This window comes from Syntrophomonas palmitatica JCM 14374 (genome assembly GCF_001311885.1).
GTDB lineage: Bacteria > Bacillota > Syntrophomonadia > Syntrophomonadales > Syntrophomonadaceae > Syntrophomonas_A > Syntrophomonas_A palmitatica.
This window is the reverse complement of the sequence record NZ_BBCE01000021.1, coordinates 1-15646: the sequence shown is the minus strand read 5'-3', so window position 1 is coordinate 15646 and position 15646 is coordinate 1. Positions and strand designations below refer to the sequence as shown.

Below are 15646 nucleotides of genomic sequence, written 5' to 3'. Positions count from 1 at the left end.
CACCCCGTATATAGTGTTTCTGAACAATAACGTTAATTCCTGCTTTAGAATTCCATAAGAAGGTTAATTTCCTGCATAATTTTCTGACTTAGTTCTTCCATGCTGGATGAGTTGACCTTCTGGTTATGATATTCCTCAAGGGTAATAAGGTTGCCGATTCTTACCATTAAAGGCTTGAACCACCCCAGTGGAAAATTGCGATCCGTACCGATGCAGGCTACTGGCAAAACCGGAACGCCGGTTTTTAAAGCAATCATAGCCACACCGGATTGTATAGCTGCATCGGGTTTAAGTTTTTTCCGTGCACCTTCGGGAAATATCCCCAATATCTCACCCTGGTCCAGTAAATCCATGGCCTTACGGATAGCTTTTCTATCGGCTGCTCCCCTTTTAACCGGGAAAGCATGTAAACCGCTAAAAAGCGCAGACAGGAAACGATTTTGAAACAATTCCGCCTTGGCCATAAAATGCACCGGGCGTTTCAATACAACTCCCACCAAAATCGGGTCCCAGTTGCTTACATGGTTGGCAGCCACGATAACTGGTCCCTTATCAGGTAGCTTATGTATTCCTTCCGATTTCAAACCAAAAAGAAACAAAAAAACCTTTAATATCGCCCGGCATATTTTATATAACACACTAGGTTCCTTTCATAATTTCCAGCATTTTATCGAGAACTTCACCCACATGGCATTCACTGGTATCAATAACGATGGAATCAGGCAGAACCTTCAATGCCCCTACTTCTCGGCTGGCATCATTCAAATCCCGAGCCACAATCTCGTTTTTGATATCATCATATTCGGCATCATATCCCGAAGCAAGCAGCTCTTTTTGCCTTCTGCGCGCACGTTCTTCTATGCTGGCAGTTAAATAGAATTTGTAATCCGCATCGGGCAGGACGCATTCGCCTATATCGCGACCATCCATTACTACAGAGTGATTGCGGGCCATTTGCTGCTGCAACTTGACCATAATAGAACGTATCCCGCTATAGGCAGCAACAACAGATACAGCAGCATTAACTTCTGGGGAACGAATTTCCTGACTTACATCTCGCCCGTCACAAATGGTCTTCTGGTCCTCTAAACTGTACTGAAATTCTATCTTGGTTTCCCGCGCCAACCTCTCCAAGTCTTCCCCGGAATTAATATTAATATTATTTTGCAGGGCCTTCCACGTTAAAGCCCGGTACATAGCTCCGGTATCTATATATATATATCCCGTTTTACGCGCCAAAAGCCTGGCTATGGTGCTTTTACCTGCCCCAGCCGGACCATCTATCGCTATCTTCATTACGTGCTCACCTGCAAATATTCTCTATAATTCTATCATACCTGGTCTTGAGGTAAAACTACAAACAATGAATCAAGCGGATTTTTAAGACTTAAAAATTATCAAATCACTCTTGCATTTAACTTCAGGTAAGCACAAGGCTTTATTTAAGAAACAAATTTGCCCTTCCGGGCGATCAGAATTATCGTTTTAGATTGCCGCGTCGCTGCGCTCCTGGCAACGACAGTACGGTTGTTCCCGAACTAATCCTTTATTGTGTCATTGCAAACACAGCGAAGCAATCTTTTCACAATTTTGCAGCAATGACAGGGGGGCGGAACTGCCGTTCACGATGACCTCACGATTGCCCAACCCACGCACCCGAGTACACTTAACCACAGCCGTTTGCAAACCATACTTTTCTATACATCCAGAAACGCATAAGCGTCTGCGTCATCGGCATGTCTTTTCCAGTAATTCCCAGTATTCAGGAAAGGAGATGCTAACTGCTTCCGCGCCATCGATTGTGGTTTCGCCCTCAGCACATAAAGCCGCAATTGCCAGGCTCATGGCGATACGATGGTCGCCATGACTCTTCACTTTATTGCCTGTAAGGCAATCAGGACTACCCTGAATGCTGAAACCATCTTCGCTTTCCTGAATTTTAACCCCCATTTTGCCAAGCTCTGAACAAATAGCCGCAATCCGGTCAGTTTCTTTAACCCGAAGTTCTGAAGCTCCACTGACAATGGATTCACCCTTTGCTAAAGCCATCGCCACAGCCAGAATGGGAATTTCGTCAATTAATCGCGGTATTATATCTCCTTCCACCCTGGTTCCATGCAGTTCAGCGCTCTTCACGACCAGGTCAGCTATTTCTTCCCCTCCAATATTGCGGCGGTTTTCGATTTTAATATTTCCGCCCATATTTATCAAAACTTCAATTATGCCGCTGCGGGTAAAGTTAATCCCTATATCTTTCAGCAATAACTCCGAACCGGAAACGAGGCTTGCTCCAACAATAAAAAAAGCGGCGGAAGAAATATCACCGGGCACCAGAAATTCTGTGGCTTGCAAATCCCGGCCAGGTTTTAATCTTATTTCATGTCCGTTAACTTCTATATCAGCCCCCATAGCCGCCAACATGTTCTCGCTGTGATCGCGCGATCTTTCCGGTTCAATTATTACCGTATCCCCCCGGGCGTTTAAACCTGCCAGAAGTAAAGCCGACTTTACCTGAGCACTGGCTACTGGCATACTATATTTAATCCCTTCAAGTTCTTTTCCTTTGACAGCCAGAGGAGGATAAGCGCCTTCTTTACGGCCCCATATCTTCGCACCCATTGCCTGAAGAGGCTGGGTCACTCTTTTCATCGGCCTTCCATTTAGTGATTCATCACCGCTTAAAACCGTAAAAAACGGGCGGGCTGCCAGGAGTCCGGTCATTAACCTCATGGTGGTTCCAGAGTTTCCGCAATCTAAAACATCCGGCGCTTCCTTGAGTCCGTTTAATCCCTGACTGTTTATTTTCAGGTTTGAACCGTCACGAGTAATATTTACTCCTAACTGACGCATACAGGAACATGAAGAAAGGGTATCTGCAGCCTGTAAAAAATTGCGGATTATGCTTTCTCCCCTGGCCAGGGATGAAAAAATAACCGCCCGGTGGGAAATTGACTTATCTGCAGCAGCAGTAATTTCTCCCTTTAGCGGTCCTGACCTTTTTATAACCTTTTGCATATTTCCTCCTCATCTTACCCAGGCTTTTATAGAGTGGCGCTGTAAAGCAGCTACAGCCCGGTGGGCGTCATCCGCGCTGGGGACCCCAAGTCTGATTGTGCCCCCATCGCCTTCTCTGACCCTTAATATTTCAATGTCCACAATATTAATATTATCTTTACTTAATATAGCTCCAAGTTGCCCGATTATACCAGGTTTGTCAGGAACAATACATACCAATTCTGATATTCCCGGCATTAATCCCCGGTGAACCCTGGGAATGCGGTCACGTATTTCTTTGGCCTGGCCAAGACAATAAAACATGGTTTCTTTATCCCCATCAAGCAGGGCTGCTTTCATTTTATCCAGGCTTAATATAAGTTCATCCAGCCGTTTGACCAGGTGTTCCCGGTTACTGAAAAGAATATCTTCCCAGAGTTCAGGATTTGATGATGCAATCCTGGTGGTATCGCGAAATCCCCCCGCCGCCATCATCAGGTGTTCGTCATCACCTCCGGTCAGGTTCACCATGGCCACAGCGGCCAGATGCGGCAAATGGCTTATACTGGCCACAATCTCGTCATGCCTTGTTGAAGACAGTATTTTCATCCTGGCTCCGGTAGTTTCCAGTAAAGCTGTAAAAGATTCCAGTATATGCGGAGGTGTTTCTTGGTGCGGTGTAAGAATGTAAACCGCGTTTTCAAACAGGTAACGATCAGCGCCGTTAATGCCCTTGATTTCAGCTCCAGCCATGGGATGGCCGCCAATTTTCCAAACGTTCTGCGGTAAGCTCTGAAAAAGGTTCATAACCCCTTCTTTGGTGCTGCCGACATCGCTGACAACAGCTCCTGTTTTAAGCAGGGGCGCGATTGTCTCCACAATTTTGGGATAGCTGCCCAGAGGAGTGCACAAAAAAACCGCATCTGCCTCTGGTATTCCTTGCGCAATTCCCATATATTCGTCAATGGCCCCCATTTCCAGGGCTTTCTTAACCGTACTGGTATCTGTATCAGTTCCGGCAATCCTGCCCGCCATGGGAGAGTCCTTTAACGCCAATCCCAAGGAACCGCCAATAAGTCCCAAACCGATAATATAAATATTCCAAAGCATAAAAACACCCGTTCCGGCAGTCTAATTCATGGCCGCACTCAGTCTCGTTACTTTTTCCACCATAAGCTTAAAATTGTCCGGAGTTAACGACTGAGGCCCGTCTGATAAAGCCTCACTAGGATTTTGGTGTACTTCTACAATCAACCCATCACAACCCGCGCCCACTGCCGCCAGAGCCATGGGTTCTACCAGTTTCCACTTGCCGGTGCCGTGGCTGGGATCAACTATTACCGGCAGATGGGTAAGCTGTTTTATTACTGGAACCGCGCTTAAATCCAGGGTGTTACGGGTGTATTTTTCAAAGGTGCGTATGCCCCGTTCACACATAATAACCCGAGGATTACCGCTCGAAATAATATATTCAGCCGCCATTATCCATTCTTCAATGGTTGCGGATGGTCCTCTTTTTAACAGGATGGGTTTATCACATTTACCCAGTTCACGCAGCAGGAAGAAGTTCTGCATGTTGCGTGCGCCCACCTGCAATACATCGACATAGTCACACATCATCTGAATCATACGCGGGTCCATTATTTCACTGACCACGGGCAAACCTGTAATTCGCTTAGCCTCGGCCAATATCTCCAGGCCTTCTTCTTCTAGCCCCTGAAACGAATATGGGGAAGTACGGGGTTTGAAGGCTCCCCCTCGAAGCATGGTCGCTCCGGCGTCTTTTACCATCTGTGCAACTTCCAGAAACTTTTCCCGGCCTTCTACCGCACAGGGACCGGCAATTACCTGCATACTGCCGTCACCTACCCAGCCATCGCCTACTTTAACCACGGTAGATTCTGATTTGAACTCCCGAGAGGCCATTTTGAAAGGCTGTACAATGGGGACCACCTTCTCCACTCCGCCCATGGTTTCGAAAGCTTCCATAATAGCCTGAGTTCTCTCCCCAATGGCGCCGATAATAGTCCTCTCCACCCCCTGGGAAAGGTGAACCTGAAAACCCTTGTCCTGCAGTTTCTGTTCCACCTGCCTGATCTGTGATTCCGGGGCGTTTCTTTCCATTACGATAATCATTAAAATACATCCTCCTTTAATCGGGAGGGTGAGAAAAACAAAATACCACCAGTGAAGAAATCACCAGCGGCACTCTTAGCCACTCGCTATATTTCCCACCATCCTACCATACTACATTATTATTGGTTCCTACCATACTACACTTATACAATAGCATTAACCATGACAGAAATTCAATCACTATTTCTTTGCATTATTTTGTCTTCCAGGGACACTAATGCTTCAATTTTCTAAACATATTAGAAAAATTCTCAGGAGTCAGTGACTGTTTCCCATCGGATAAGGCCTGGTCCGGATCTTGATGGACCTCTACCATAATTCCGTCGGCCCCGGCTGATAGCGCCGCAAGCGCAGCGGGCTCACCATATGCCACTTGCCGCTGGCATGGCTGGGGTCGACTATTACCGGCAGGTGCGACATTTTTTTAGCCAGGACGACCGCGCTAATATCCAAGGTATTGCGGGTGGATGGCTCAAAGGTCCTGATACCGCGTTCACACAGGATTATTTCACGGTTGCCGCCCGTCATTATATATTCGGCCGCTAATAGCCATTCCTCAATAGTAGCTGAGAGTCCCCTTTTCAATAATACAGGTTTGCGTACCCGGCCCAGTTCCTCCAGAAGCGTAAAATTTTGCATGTTGCGGCTGCCGACCTGCAATATATCAACCCGGTCATATAGAGATTCCAGATCCCTCACATCCATAATTTCGGTTACCACCGGCAAGCCCGTAACTTCCCGGGCCTCGGCGAGTATATCTAACCCCTCATTTCCCAAGCCTTTAAAAGAATATGGTGAGGTGCGCGGTTTAAACAACCCGCCTCTGAGTATATGGGCTCCGGCAGATTTCAAAAAGCGTGCTATGTCCAAATAGGATTCGCGGCTTTCTACAGCGCACGGTCCGGCTATTACAGCACAGTAACCTGTGCCGATCCTAGTTATGGTTTTAGGCCCATTTATTTCGATTATAGTATCCTGCGGCTGATATTCATGAGAAACCTTATAAAAAGAACTCATCAGCAACCACCTTGAATTTTAGAATCGTATTTAAATCCGCTTGAGCGGCTTTTGGGCTTGTATTGATAATTGATATCATTCATCCTAATAAGTATAACACTTAGCCCATAATGTGTCATTGCGAGCCCTAATAAGCAAATATTAAAAAAGAGGGGGAAATAAGATGAGTAAAATAAAGCTTGCGGTTTGCCAGATGCGTGTTGGTAATGATAAACAACAAAATTTAAAGCGCGCGGGTGAAATGATAGAAAATGCGGTTAACAATGGAGCGGAAATGGTAGTTTTGCCGGAGGTCTTTAATGCTCCATACCAGGCTGAACTTTTTCCTGATTATGCTGAAGCATTTCCCGGCCCCAGCACGGATTTTTTATCACAAAAAGCCCTGAAACATAATATCTGCCTGGTAGGCGGTTCGGTAATCGAAAGAGATGATTCCGGCAGGCTTTACAACACCAGCTTTGTTTTCGATTCGGCGGGAAAACTTATGGGGCGGCACCGCAAGATGCACCTTTTTGACGTAAATATCTCCGGCGGAATCAATTTTCAGGAATCTGCCACCCTGTCCGCCGGTGATCAGTTAAGCATCCTGTCATTTAAAGAATTCCCGTTTGCGGTTATGATATGTTTTGATATACGGTTTCCCGAACTGGCCAGAATGGCAAGTTTAAAAGGAGCTAAACTTTTGGTGGTCCCAGCCGCTTTTAATTCCACTACCGGACCTCTGCACTGGGAACTGTTAATGCGCACCAGGGCGGTTGACAACCAGGTATATTTAGCGGCAGCCTCTCCAGCCCTTAATCCCAAGGCAGTTTACCAGGCCTGGGGACATTCTTTAATCATTGATCCATGGGGCAATATTATTGCACAGGCCGGTAATAAAGAAGAAATCATTATGGCTAAGCTGGATACGGCCATAGTTGATAAGGTACGCCAGGAACTCCCGGTATTAAAACAACGCCGCACCGATATTTATAATATTGCCTGGCGATAAAAATCATGGGCAAAAATCTGCCCATGATAATAAATAAACAATATACGCTTATAAGGCTGAATTATTGTTAACTGCGCCAAATTATATCTGAACTTTCGTGACAGCTTGACTCAAGGCAATATTCAGCCGCTATCCGTGTCAACTATCTTTTTTTAAATACATCCAAAATTGAGTTTTTATGTTCGGTGTTCCTCACATATGTAGGAATAGACATATCCGTATCATCTATAATGTTGCCGCGTTCCAGGAAGGGAGGTGGTACTGGTGCAGTGGCAGGTTTATCCTGAACCGGAGTTGCTGCCCCTCTGATTAATCGAGGTTCCCGCACCGGTTTTGCCGGCTCAATACTGCCAAAACCAGTAGCTATTACGGTAATTTCCACTTCATCCCCCATAGAATCGTCTATGGAAGCTCCAAAGATAATATCCGCGTCATCATGCGCTATTCCTGAAACAATCTGTGCGGCTTCTTGCACTTCGTTAATGGTAAGATTGCTGCCGCCGGAAATTGTGAATAACAGACCCCGTGCACCCTCAACACTGGTCTCCAGCAATGGACTGGAAATAGCCTGCTTGGCGGCTTCCGCGGCACGGTTGTCACCCTGGGCTCGTCCGATTCCCATTAATGCTGAACCTTTGTTGCCCATTATTGTCTTAACGTCAGCGAAGTCGCAATTAATTAAAGCGGGACGAGCTATAATAGAACTGATACCTTGAACCGCCTGGCGCAATACATCATCTGCTATCTTAAATGCCTCAGTAAATGTAGTATCCTTTTTGGCTATTTTCATTAAACTATCATTGGGTATTACGATGAGACTGTCTACTTCAGGTTCAAGGGTTTTTATCCCGGCATCAGCCTGCTGAGCCCTGCGGCGGCCTTCAAATCCAAAGGGCCGGGTTACAACGCCCACGGTCAATATACCGAGCTGCTTGGCTATTCTGGCTACAACCGGGGCCGCACCGGTACCGGTTCCTCCGCCCATACCAGCTGTGATAAAAACCATATCTGTCCCCTGCAGACTTCTGTATATCTCCTTTTCACTTTCTTCGGCTGAGGCTGCTCCGACTTCCGGGTTGCCGCCCGCTCCAAGTCCGCGAGTCAATCTTTCTCCCAGCTGCATGGTTTGGGAAGCCTTGGATAGAGAAAGTACGTGTGCATCGGTGTTCATGGCTATAAACTCAACCGCCTTAACCCCGGTTTCAATCATGCGATTAACTGCATTATTTCCCCCGCCGCCTACGCCAACCACCTTTATTTTGGCATATGCTCCTTCTTCAACATCAAAGTCTAGAGGCACAGTTTTTCCCCCCGCTCAATAAGGTTATTTTTATTTATTTTACCTGATTAGAGAAGTAATAGTTGTATTCTTTTTGTTTTTTCTTTAAAAATATACTATATGTACTAATATACTCAGGAGGTATATCGCATGCGGTTTTATACTGAATACTTATGGTTTAATACTGAAAAACGGCGTGAGTATGTCCGCATTACTGATAAGGTGAGAGAAGCATGTAAAAAAAGCGGCATAAGCGAAGGCATGATTCTGGTCAGTGCTATGCATATAAGCGCGGGTGTTTTTGTAAATGACAATGAACGAGGTATATTGCAGGATATTGATAATATGCTGGACGGACTGGCCCCTTTCGGACCGGATTATAATCATCACCGTACCGGAGAAGATAATGGTGATGCCCATCTTAAAAGCATACTGGTGCACCACCAGATTATTGTGCCGGTCACCAATGGCGATCTCGACCTGGGGCCCTGGCAGCAAATCTTCTACGCTGAATTCGACGGACGCAGAAGAAAGCGGGTTATCATCAAGGTTATGGGAGAGTAAAATCAGATACGATTTATCTCCAGTAGAAAAGATACAAATAAAGATTAGAAACTAAAATAGATAAAATCATCAACGGGAAACCTACTTTTAAATAATCTATAAAACGAATCTGGGTGTTGTGACGTTCACTGATGCCCGCTATAATAACATTCGCAGATGCTCCAATCAATGTACCGTTGCCCCCCAGGCAAGAACCGAGAGCCAGCGCCCACCATACAGAATCCATTGACATACCTGTAACTTGTCCCATATCTTGCAATAAAGGAATCATTGTAGCAACAAAAGGGATATTATCAACAAAGGCCGAACCCAGAGCGGAAAACCACAAAACCAATATACCTGTTTTAACCGGGCTGTCTCCGGTTATTTTTAATACCGTATGTGACAGGTCTGTAATAACTCCATTGGCCTCCATGGCTCCCACCAAAATAAACAAACCGCCAAAGAAAAATAAAGTGGGCCACTCAATACTTAGTAAAGCCTCCTCAGGGTCCTCACGCACCAGTAACAACAGTAAGCCGGCACCCAGTAAGGCTATTGTCGCAGATTCCAGATGCAAAGTTTGGTGAATAAAAAAACCGATAATGGTAAGTCCCAGTACAAGCAGTGATTTTTTTAATAGTAACCATTCCCTGATATAATCAATTTCATTTAATTCAAGTATACGGGCCTTATTTTCGTCATTGGCCACAAGATCACGGCGATATATCAGAAGTAAAATAGCAAGTGTCAGTAGCAGAATCACTATTACAGGCAAAGTCAAATTGGTTACAAAATCCATAAAGCCTAGTCCCGTGGCACTGCCTATCATAATATTGGGAGGGTCTCCTATTAACGTGGCGGTACCGCCGATATTGGAGGCCAATATTTCCGCAATGAGAAATGGCATAGGCGATATTTCCAGCCTGTCAGTTATGGCAAATGTTACCGGCACGACCAGCAAAGCTGTGGTGACATTATCCAATAAAGCTGAGAGGACGGCAGTAACCAGAGAAATCACCAAAAGTATTTTCCAGGGTTCCCCCCCGGCCATTTTTGCTGATTTGATGGCCAGATATTCAAACACACCACTCCGGCGAGTAATACCTACAATCACCATCATACCGATCAAGAGCAATAGAGTATTGAAATCCACCGCTTCCACAGCTTGTTCCTGCTAATAACGCCTAAGGCCAAAACCATGGCCGCAGCCACCCACACTACTATAGTACGATGAACTTTATCCACGATTATAAAAACGTAAGCTGCCGCAAAAAAGACTATTGATAACCAGTAATCCAAGACGAATCCTCCATTGTAGATCTACTAATAATATACCCGATCATGCACATATCATTAAGCATGATCGGGCTGAGTACGTTTTTCAAGGGTTAATTTAAAATGCTTATAGCACGGCCTTCCCAATTTTGCAAATAAATCACGTCTTCTTCTTTTGACAAGATATAATTTGGCATTAGCGGAACCTTACCTCGCCCACCGGGAGCATTTACTACGTAAGTAGGTATTGCTAACCCAGAAGTATGGCCGCGCAGGCTTTCCATTATCTCCAAACCGGTCTCTATACTACAGCGCCAGTGAAGAGTACCAACCACATCCTTGGCCTGAAAAATATAATAAGGTCTTACTCGAATGCGTAACAATTCTTGGTTTAACTTGCGCATCACTATAGGGTCATCATTAATACCTTTAAGAAGTACTGCCTGGTTGCCCAGAACTACTCCGGCTTGAATCAGGCGATCACAGGCCTCTTTAGCCTCGGGAGTTATTTCTAAAGGGTGATTAAATTGTGTATTAATATATAACGGTGGATAAGAACGCAATATGTCGCATAATTCGGGGGTAATGCGCTGGGGAAGAGTAACTGGGACCCTGGTCCCCAAACGTATTATTTCCACATGCGGAATAGCGTGCAAGGTGGATAATATCCCGGCTATTATGTTGTCATTTAACAACAGCGCATCCCCACCCGTAACCAGTACATCTCTTATTTCTTGATTTCTTGCCACGTACAGTAAAGCCTTTTGTAAATCTTCGCGTGAGCAATGACTGTCATTCTCGCCTATGTTCCGGCGCCGCTGGCAATGACGGCAGAACATAGCACACTGATTGGTTACGTTTATGATTAATCTGTCAGGATAGCGCCTCGTAATACATGGTGCCGGAGAACTATTTTCTTCATCCATAGGGTCAAGGCAACCACCTGATTTAAGCTCGCGAATATCAGGAACTGCCTGCTTGTAAATTGGACTATCTCTAAAATTATCGGTTATCAGGCTTAAATAATACGGTGATATTGCCCAGCGATAACGTTTACTGACTTTAGCTATAAACTGTATTTCCTTTTGTCTGAGTTCAAGTATCATCCCCAATTGATTAGCATCTTTAATACGGTGTTTAAGTTGCCATTTCCAGTCCAGCCAGTCTTTCTCGCTGCCACCCAGCGATTCAAGTATTCTTTGTTTTTGCTGTAGTGCCAATGAATGGTTTCTGTACCCTGTAGACACCTCTTTTACGCGATCAAGGTATTCCCATGCATCCTGGCGTAGTTCCTCTTCTCTGAGTGCAGAATTTAGTGGCACCTTAGCTTTGGCCAATTTTTCTTTCATGCTTTCCACTCCTTTGTAATAAATTTGGAGAAAGATAACATGCGAAAAAGGCCCGGGGTATGGTTTGTTGGATTTAAGGTTAAAACCAACATATTTCTAATATTCCCCGGTTTCCCTTTTCACGCTTACGAGGTTAGCTGACGGGTTCGGGACAAGGGACATCCCTACCGGAAAACTTCCGGATTCACCCCAAAAACTCGGTTCCCCCGCTCTCCGGGTAATGGAGATTAAGCGGCATTAGGGGTAACATTTAAACTAATTCTTCAAAAAATGTTGTTGGTTGTATTAATGTAGTTAATTATCACCTCGCAAATAAATTTATGATACTATTTCATAACATAAAAAGGGTGTATAACCATTAAGGCTACCCACCCCAGTAAGCCGGTTTCTCATGATAGATTTCTCATATTGCCTGCTGCAACTTAGACTAATCTATCCCACACACCGGGTTTTCACCCGTTTAGCTTTGACCGTTTTCATATATTATTTTATTGTAGTATTATATCATAAGTAGATGCCCATGTAAAGGAGGTTCACCATTGTTCGCAGTCGTTACCGGATTTGATTTTACTGCTTTTTTTTGGTTAATGGTAATTGCCACTATGGTTGCCATGATCGGGCGTTACATTAGAGTCCCTTATGCTTTGGCTCTGGTTATAACTGGTCTGATAATTGCCCCAACCGGCATATTGCCGCAAATTCATCTCGAACCTCAAATATTATTTACTATATTTTTGCCACCGCTGCTATTTGAGTCAGCAATAAATATGAGAATAAGCCTTTTACGCATGAACTGGCGATCAGTCAGCATTTACGCCTTGTTGGGAACGACTGTGTCTGCGCTGGTAACAGGATATCTAGCCCACCGTTTTTTAGGCCTGCCTTTGGAAGTGGGTCTGGTTTTCGGAGCTCTTATCGCTCCAACAGATCCTATATCGGTTATCGCAATATTTAAGCAACTCGGGGTAGGTAAACGCCTGTCATTGATAATGGAAGCTGAAAGCCTTTTCAATGACGGGGTGGCTATCGTATTGTTTACACTGCTGGTTGCTGCTGCTTCTGGAGGTGATCTTTCAGTAATAACAGGTGTTAAAACCTTTTTTACGGTGGTTATCGGCGGAGCAGCATTGGGGGCCGGCATAGGCATCGTGGCATCTCGCCTCACCAGGGAATTCAATGATCACCTGCTGGAAATAATGTTGACAACTATAGTGGCATTTGCGTCTTACCTTTTAGCGGAATGGTTTCATGTTTCCGGTGTCATAGCTGTAGTATCCGCCGGACTGGTGGTAGGCAGCTATGGGATGCAAACCGGCATGTCAGCCACCACCAGATTATCTGTAAACTCATTTTGGGAATATGCTGCCTTTTTAGTTAATTCTATCGTATTTTTGCTGGTAGGCTTTGAAGTTAGTCTGATAAATTTCTTCCCTAAAATCGGCATCATCCTAAGCGGTGCGCTCGTAGTTCTAATAGGCCGTGCAATATCAATCTACGGGTTGTCTCCCTTAATCAACAGGCTGGGCGGGAATATTCCTTTGTCCTGGCAGCATGTTCTTTTTTGGGGAGGACTGCGGGGAGCAATTCCCATGGCCCTGGTACTTGGCTTGGGTAAGGATTTTCCAAACCGTTCGGATTTAGTTCTGCTTACTTTCGGTGTAGTCCTGTTTTCCCTGCTTGCCCAGGGTCTGAGCATCAGGCCTTTATTAAAGAAACTGTCGCTTACCGGAGTAAAGAATCCGCAGTCTGAACACGGGCGGTTAGCCAGTGAAATAATGGCCATTGAAGCCGCTCAAAAGGAGTTGCTCCGTTTGAAAGACAGAAAAGCCTTATCTGTTTCAGGCTATGAAAAGATAAGCGCTGAATATAATAAACGTCTTGCCGATCTTGAATATTCATTAAATCTGCTGAACGAAAAAGATGATCAATTAAACCAGACTCAAGAAAATGAAGCGTGGCGTATGGCCTGATAGCTGAAAAGGGCGTTCTTCTAAACGCTCATCGTAACGGGCTCTTGGATGAAGAAGACCTTCACGAGCTATATGTGCCTATAGATGAAGCCCTTGATAAATTGGGAGGTAATATCATACATTAATCCAGCAGGCATTTGGTCCAGATATTCATATCTTCGTAATTTCCACATATATTGCAATTATTTATCAGTCTGCCTTCGTAGCAATAACCATTTGATGAAAGAGACAGGTTAATCCCCGGGTTGCCAGCCCTGGCCAGGCTGTAGGCAGTTAGAAAATCCCAACGCCGTAAATCCTCTTCCAACTCACCAATCAATGCCGATAAACATCCTTTTCCTCGCCATTGAGGAATAGTCACGCAGTCGGTTATTTCTGCATTTTGATACATGTGATTCATATCAGCAGAAGCAATACTCACAATTTGCGTGTCCGCCAGGGCCAGTTTATACATTATTTTACCTTGCATGGTCTTGCTTAAGTACTTGGCATCAAAAACCGGTGAGGGATACGAAGCAAAATTCTGGCGAAATATTTTAATCATCTGTGGAATATCGCGGGTCGAGGCATTTCTTATTATGAACTCACAACCGGTCTTTTCAGCGGTCCTTTTCATCTCCGCCATAACTCGACATTGAGAAAGAATTTTATCCTGTTTGTCCGCATGTCTGGGAAAAGCGCGGGAAGATTGCAGGAAGCAAGAAACGCAATAAGCATCCTCCCCAGCAAAATAAGAGGTTATTTTTCCTTCCTGAACAAAACCGTTTTCAAGAAATAAATCAAGATGATCATTTCTGCATTTACTGATAATTTTTCCTATGCCCTGCCGGCTTGCATGCTCTTTAATTTGCTGCAGCATTTGTATAGAAAGGTCGCGATGATCATTTATGATTAGCCTATTACTGGCAGGCTCCGGATAACATAGATACGAACTGGGCAAAGTCAAACTATTTTGCGGAGTTTGGCTGACTTTGAAATCCATTAAACTGTTCCCTCCTCTTCAAACGAACATTGGTCAAGGGGACCAGACAATCTTCCGAATTCTGATACAACTTTTCCAGGCCACGATATTCATACTGCAGGTATTTCTTACAGATACCACATTCATGGCATTTCCTGGTCTTGTCTGATGGCTCTGTATAGGTGCAGATAACACCCTCATAATTCCTGAGAATTAATTTATCCTGGGAACTGGAAATAACATACTGAGGATTAACAGGAATTTTGCCGCCGCCACCCGGTGCATCAACAACAAATGTCGGAACCGCAAGTCCCGAAGTATGTCCTCTAAGCATTTCAATTATTTCTATGCCGGCCGAAACCGGAGTACGAAAATGCTCAATACCTTCTGACAGGTCGCATTGATATAAATAGTAGGGACGAACTCTCATCTTAACCAGTTTCTGAACCAGATCCCTCATAATATAAGGACAGTCGTTGACATTTTTTAAAAGCACCGTTTGATTACCCAGAGGAATTCCCGCGTCAACTAACATGGCACATGCCGTTTGGGCTTCAGGAGTAATCTCCCTCGGGTGATTAAAATGGGTATTTACCCATAAAGGATGATAAGTACGCAGCATTTCACATAATTGCGGTGTTATTCTTTGGGGCATTACTACGGGAGTACGTGTGCCTATACGGATAATTTCAATGTGTTCTATAGCTCTTAGATTCTGCAGGATATATTCCAGCCTTTGATCGGAAAGACACAACGGATCGCCCCCCGATATTAAAACATCTCTTATCTCACGGTTTTGTTTTATATACTCGATAGCTTTCTTGATGCTGCGAATTGGAAGAGCTTATCATTTTGTCCGGAAAAACGCCTGCGGGTACAATGGCGGCAATACATGGAACACTGGTCCGTAACCAGCAGCAGCACCCGGTCGGGATAGCGATGAGTAAGCCCGGGAACGGGTGAATCCTTGGATTCATGCAAGGGGTCCACACTGTCAGAATCGGAAACACTAATCTCGTTTAAGGTGGGTATGGCTTGCTTCCTTATAGGGCAGTTCACATCATCGGGGTCCATAAGCATAGCATAGTACGGAGTAATAGCCATTTTTAATCTTTGCAGGCTCTCGTT

At 44.8% G+C, this 15646-nt stretch carries 12 protein-coding genes, 3 pseudogenes and 1 riboswitch; of the genes and pseudogenes, 4 read left to right on the top strand and 11 right to left on the bottom strand.

The genetic code is table 11. The features are described from left to right. Window positions 1-44: 44 nt before the first annotated feature. The 6 genes and pseudogenes from JCM14374_RS11345 to aroF (JCM14374_RS11320) all read right to left on the bottom strand — a co-directional run bounded on the left by JCM14374_RS11345 (window position 45) and on the right by aroF (JCM14374_RS11320) (window position 6147). Window positions 45-584, bottom strand: coding sequence for a lysophospholipid acyltransferase family protein (locus JCM14374_RS11345; RefSeq protein WP_242848984.1), 540 nt, complete (start codon window positions 582-584; stop codon window positions 45-47). A gap of 55 nt (window positions 585-639) precedes the next feature. Beyond that, entirely contained in the window at window positions 640-1296 is a 657-nt protein-coding gene (cmk, locus tag JCM14374_RS11340; RefSeq protein WP_054697398.1) for a (d)CMP kinase, read from the bottom strand. Between the two features lie 432 nt (window positions 1297-1728). Continuing rightward, window positions 1729-3015, bottom strand: a complete 1287-nt coding sequence (aroA, locus tag JCM14374_RS11335) for a 3-phosphoshikimate 1-carboxyvinyltransferase (protein WP_054697395.1) — start codon at window positions 3013-3015, stop codon at window positions 1729-1731. Window positions 3016-3024: 9 nt separating this feature from the next. Beyond that, window positions 3025-4104, bottom strand: a complete 1080-nt coding sequence (locus JCM14374_RS11330) for a prephenate dehydrogenase (protein WP_054697393.1) — start codon at window positions 4102-4104, stop codon at window positions 3025-3027. Window positions 4105-4125: 21 nt separating this feature from the next. Then, on the bottom strand, window positions 4126-5130 hold the full coding sequence (aroF, locus tag JCM14374_RS11325) for a 3-deoxy-7-phosphoheptulonate synthase (protein WP_054697390.1): 1005 nt from the start codon (window positions 5128-5130) through the stop codon (window positions 4126-4128). A 214-nt stretch (window positions 5131-5344) separates the two neighbouring features. Then, a pseudogene (aroF, locus tag JCM14374_RS11320) lies at window positions 5345-6147 on the bottom strand (3-deoxy-7-phosphoheptulonate synthase). 163 nt (window positions 6148-6310) lie between these two features. Between aroF (JCM14374_RS11320) and JCM14374_RS11315 the strand changes: the two are divergent. Beyond that, window positions 6311-7138 (top strand): carbon-nitrogen hydrolase family protein, encoded by an 828-nt coding sequence (locus tag JCM14374_RS11315; RefSeq protein ID WP_054697385.1) that lies wholly within the window; start codon window positions 6311-6313, stop codon window positions 7136-7138. Between the two features lie 142 nt (window positions 7139-7280). Here the strand turns inward: JCM14374_RS11315 and ftsZ are convergent, their stop codons facing one another. Beyond that, a complete protein-coding gene (ftsZ, locus tag JCM14374_RS11310; protein WP_054697381.1) occupies window positions 7281-8438 on the bottom strand; it encodes a cell division protein FtsZ in 1158 nt (385 codons plus the stop codon). 129 nt (window positions 8439-8567) lie between these two features. On the opposite strand from ftsZ, the gene JCM14374_RS11305 reads away from it, so the two are divergent. Then, window positions 8568-8981, top strand: coding sequence for a secondary thiamine-phosphate synthase enzyme YjbQ (locus JCM14374_RS11305; RefSeq protein WP_054697378.1), 414 nt, complete (start codon window positions 8568-8570; stop codon window positions 8979-8981). 13 nt (window positions 8982-8994) lie between these two features. Here the strand turns inward: JCM14374_RS11305 and JCM14374_RS11300 are convergent. Then, window positions 8995-10262: pseudogene (locus JCM14374_RS11300) on the bottom strand (ArsB/NhaD family transporter). 89 nt (window positions 10263-10351) lie between these two features. After that, entirely contained in the window at window positions 10352-11587 is a 1236-nt protein-coding gene (locus JCM14374_RS11295; protein WP_054697375.1) for a KamA family radical SAM protein, read from the bottom strand. A 108-nt stretch (window positions 11588-11695) separates the two neighbouring features. After that, window positions 11696-11831, bottom strand: a riboswitch (cyclic di-AMP (ydaO/yuaA leader). Window positions 11832-12126: 295 nt separating this feature from the next. On the opposite strand from JCM14374_RS11295, the gene JCM14374_RS11290 reads away from it, so the two are divergent. Then, window positions 12127-13557 (top strand): Na+/H+ antiporter, encoded by a 1431-nt coding sequence (locus JCM14374_RS11290; RefSeq protein ID WP_054697373.1) that lies wholly within the window; start codon window positions 12127-12129, stop codon window positions 13555-13557. Beyond that, the gene (locus JCM14374_RS13655) at window positions 13542-13682 is read left to right on the top strand and encodes a hypothetical protein (protein ID WP_157049094.1); all 141 of its coding nucleotides are present in this window, start codon (window positions 13542-13544) and stop codon (window positions 13680-13682) included. Before JCM14374_RS11290 ends, JCM14374_RS13655 begins: the two co-directional genes overlap by 16 nt. On the opposite strand, the gene ablB is transcribed toward JCM14374_RS13655, so the two are convergent. Together ablB and kamA are read right to left on the bottom strand one after the other, a co-directional pair. Next, the gene (ablB, locus tag JCM14374_RS11285; RefSeq protein WP_054697370.1) at window positions 13679-14539 is read right to left on the bottom strand and encodes a putative beta-lysine N-acetyltransferase; all 861 of its coding nucleotides are present in this window, start codon (window positions 14537-14539) and stop codon (window positions 13679-13681) included. The two genes, JCM14374_RS13655 and ablB, sit on opposite strands and share 4 nt — an antisense overlap. Continuing rightward, window positions 14505-15646, bottom strand: a pseudogene (gene kamA, locus JCM14374_RS11280) (lysine 2,3-aminomutase); the annotation flags it as partial. The pseudogene kamA and the gene ablB, both read right to left, overlap by 35 nt.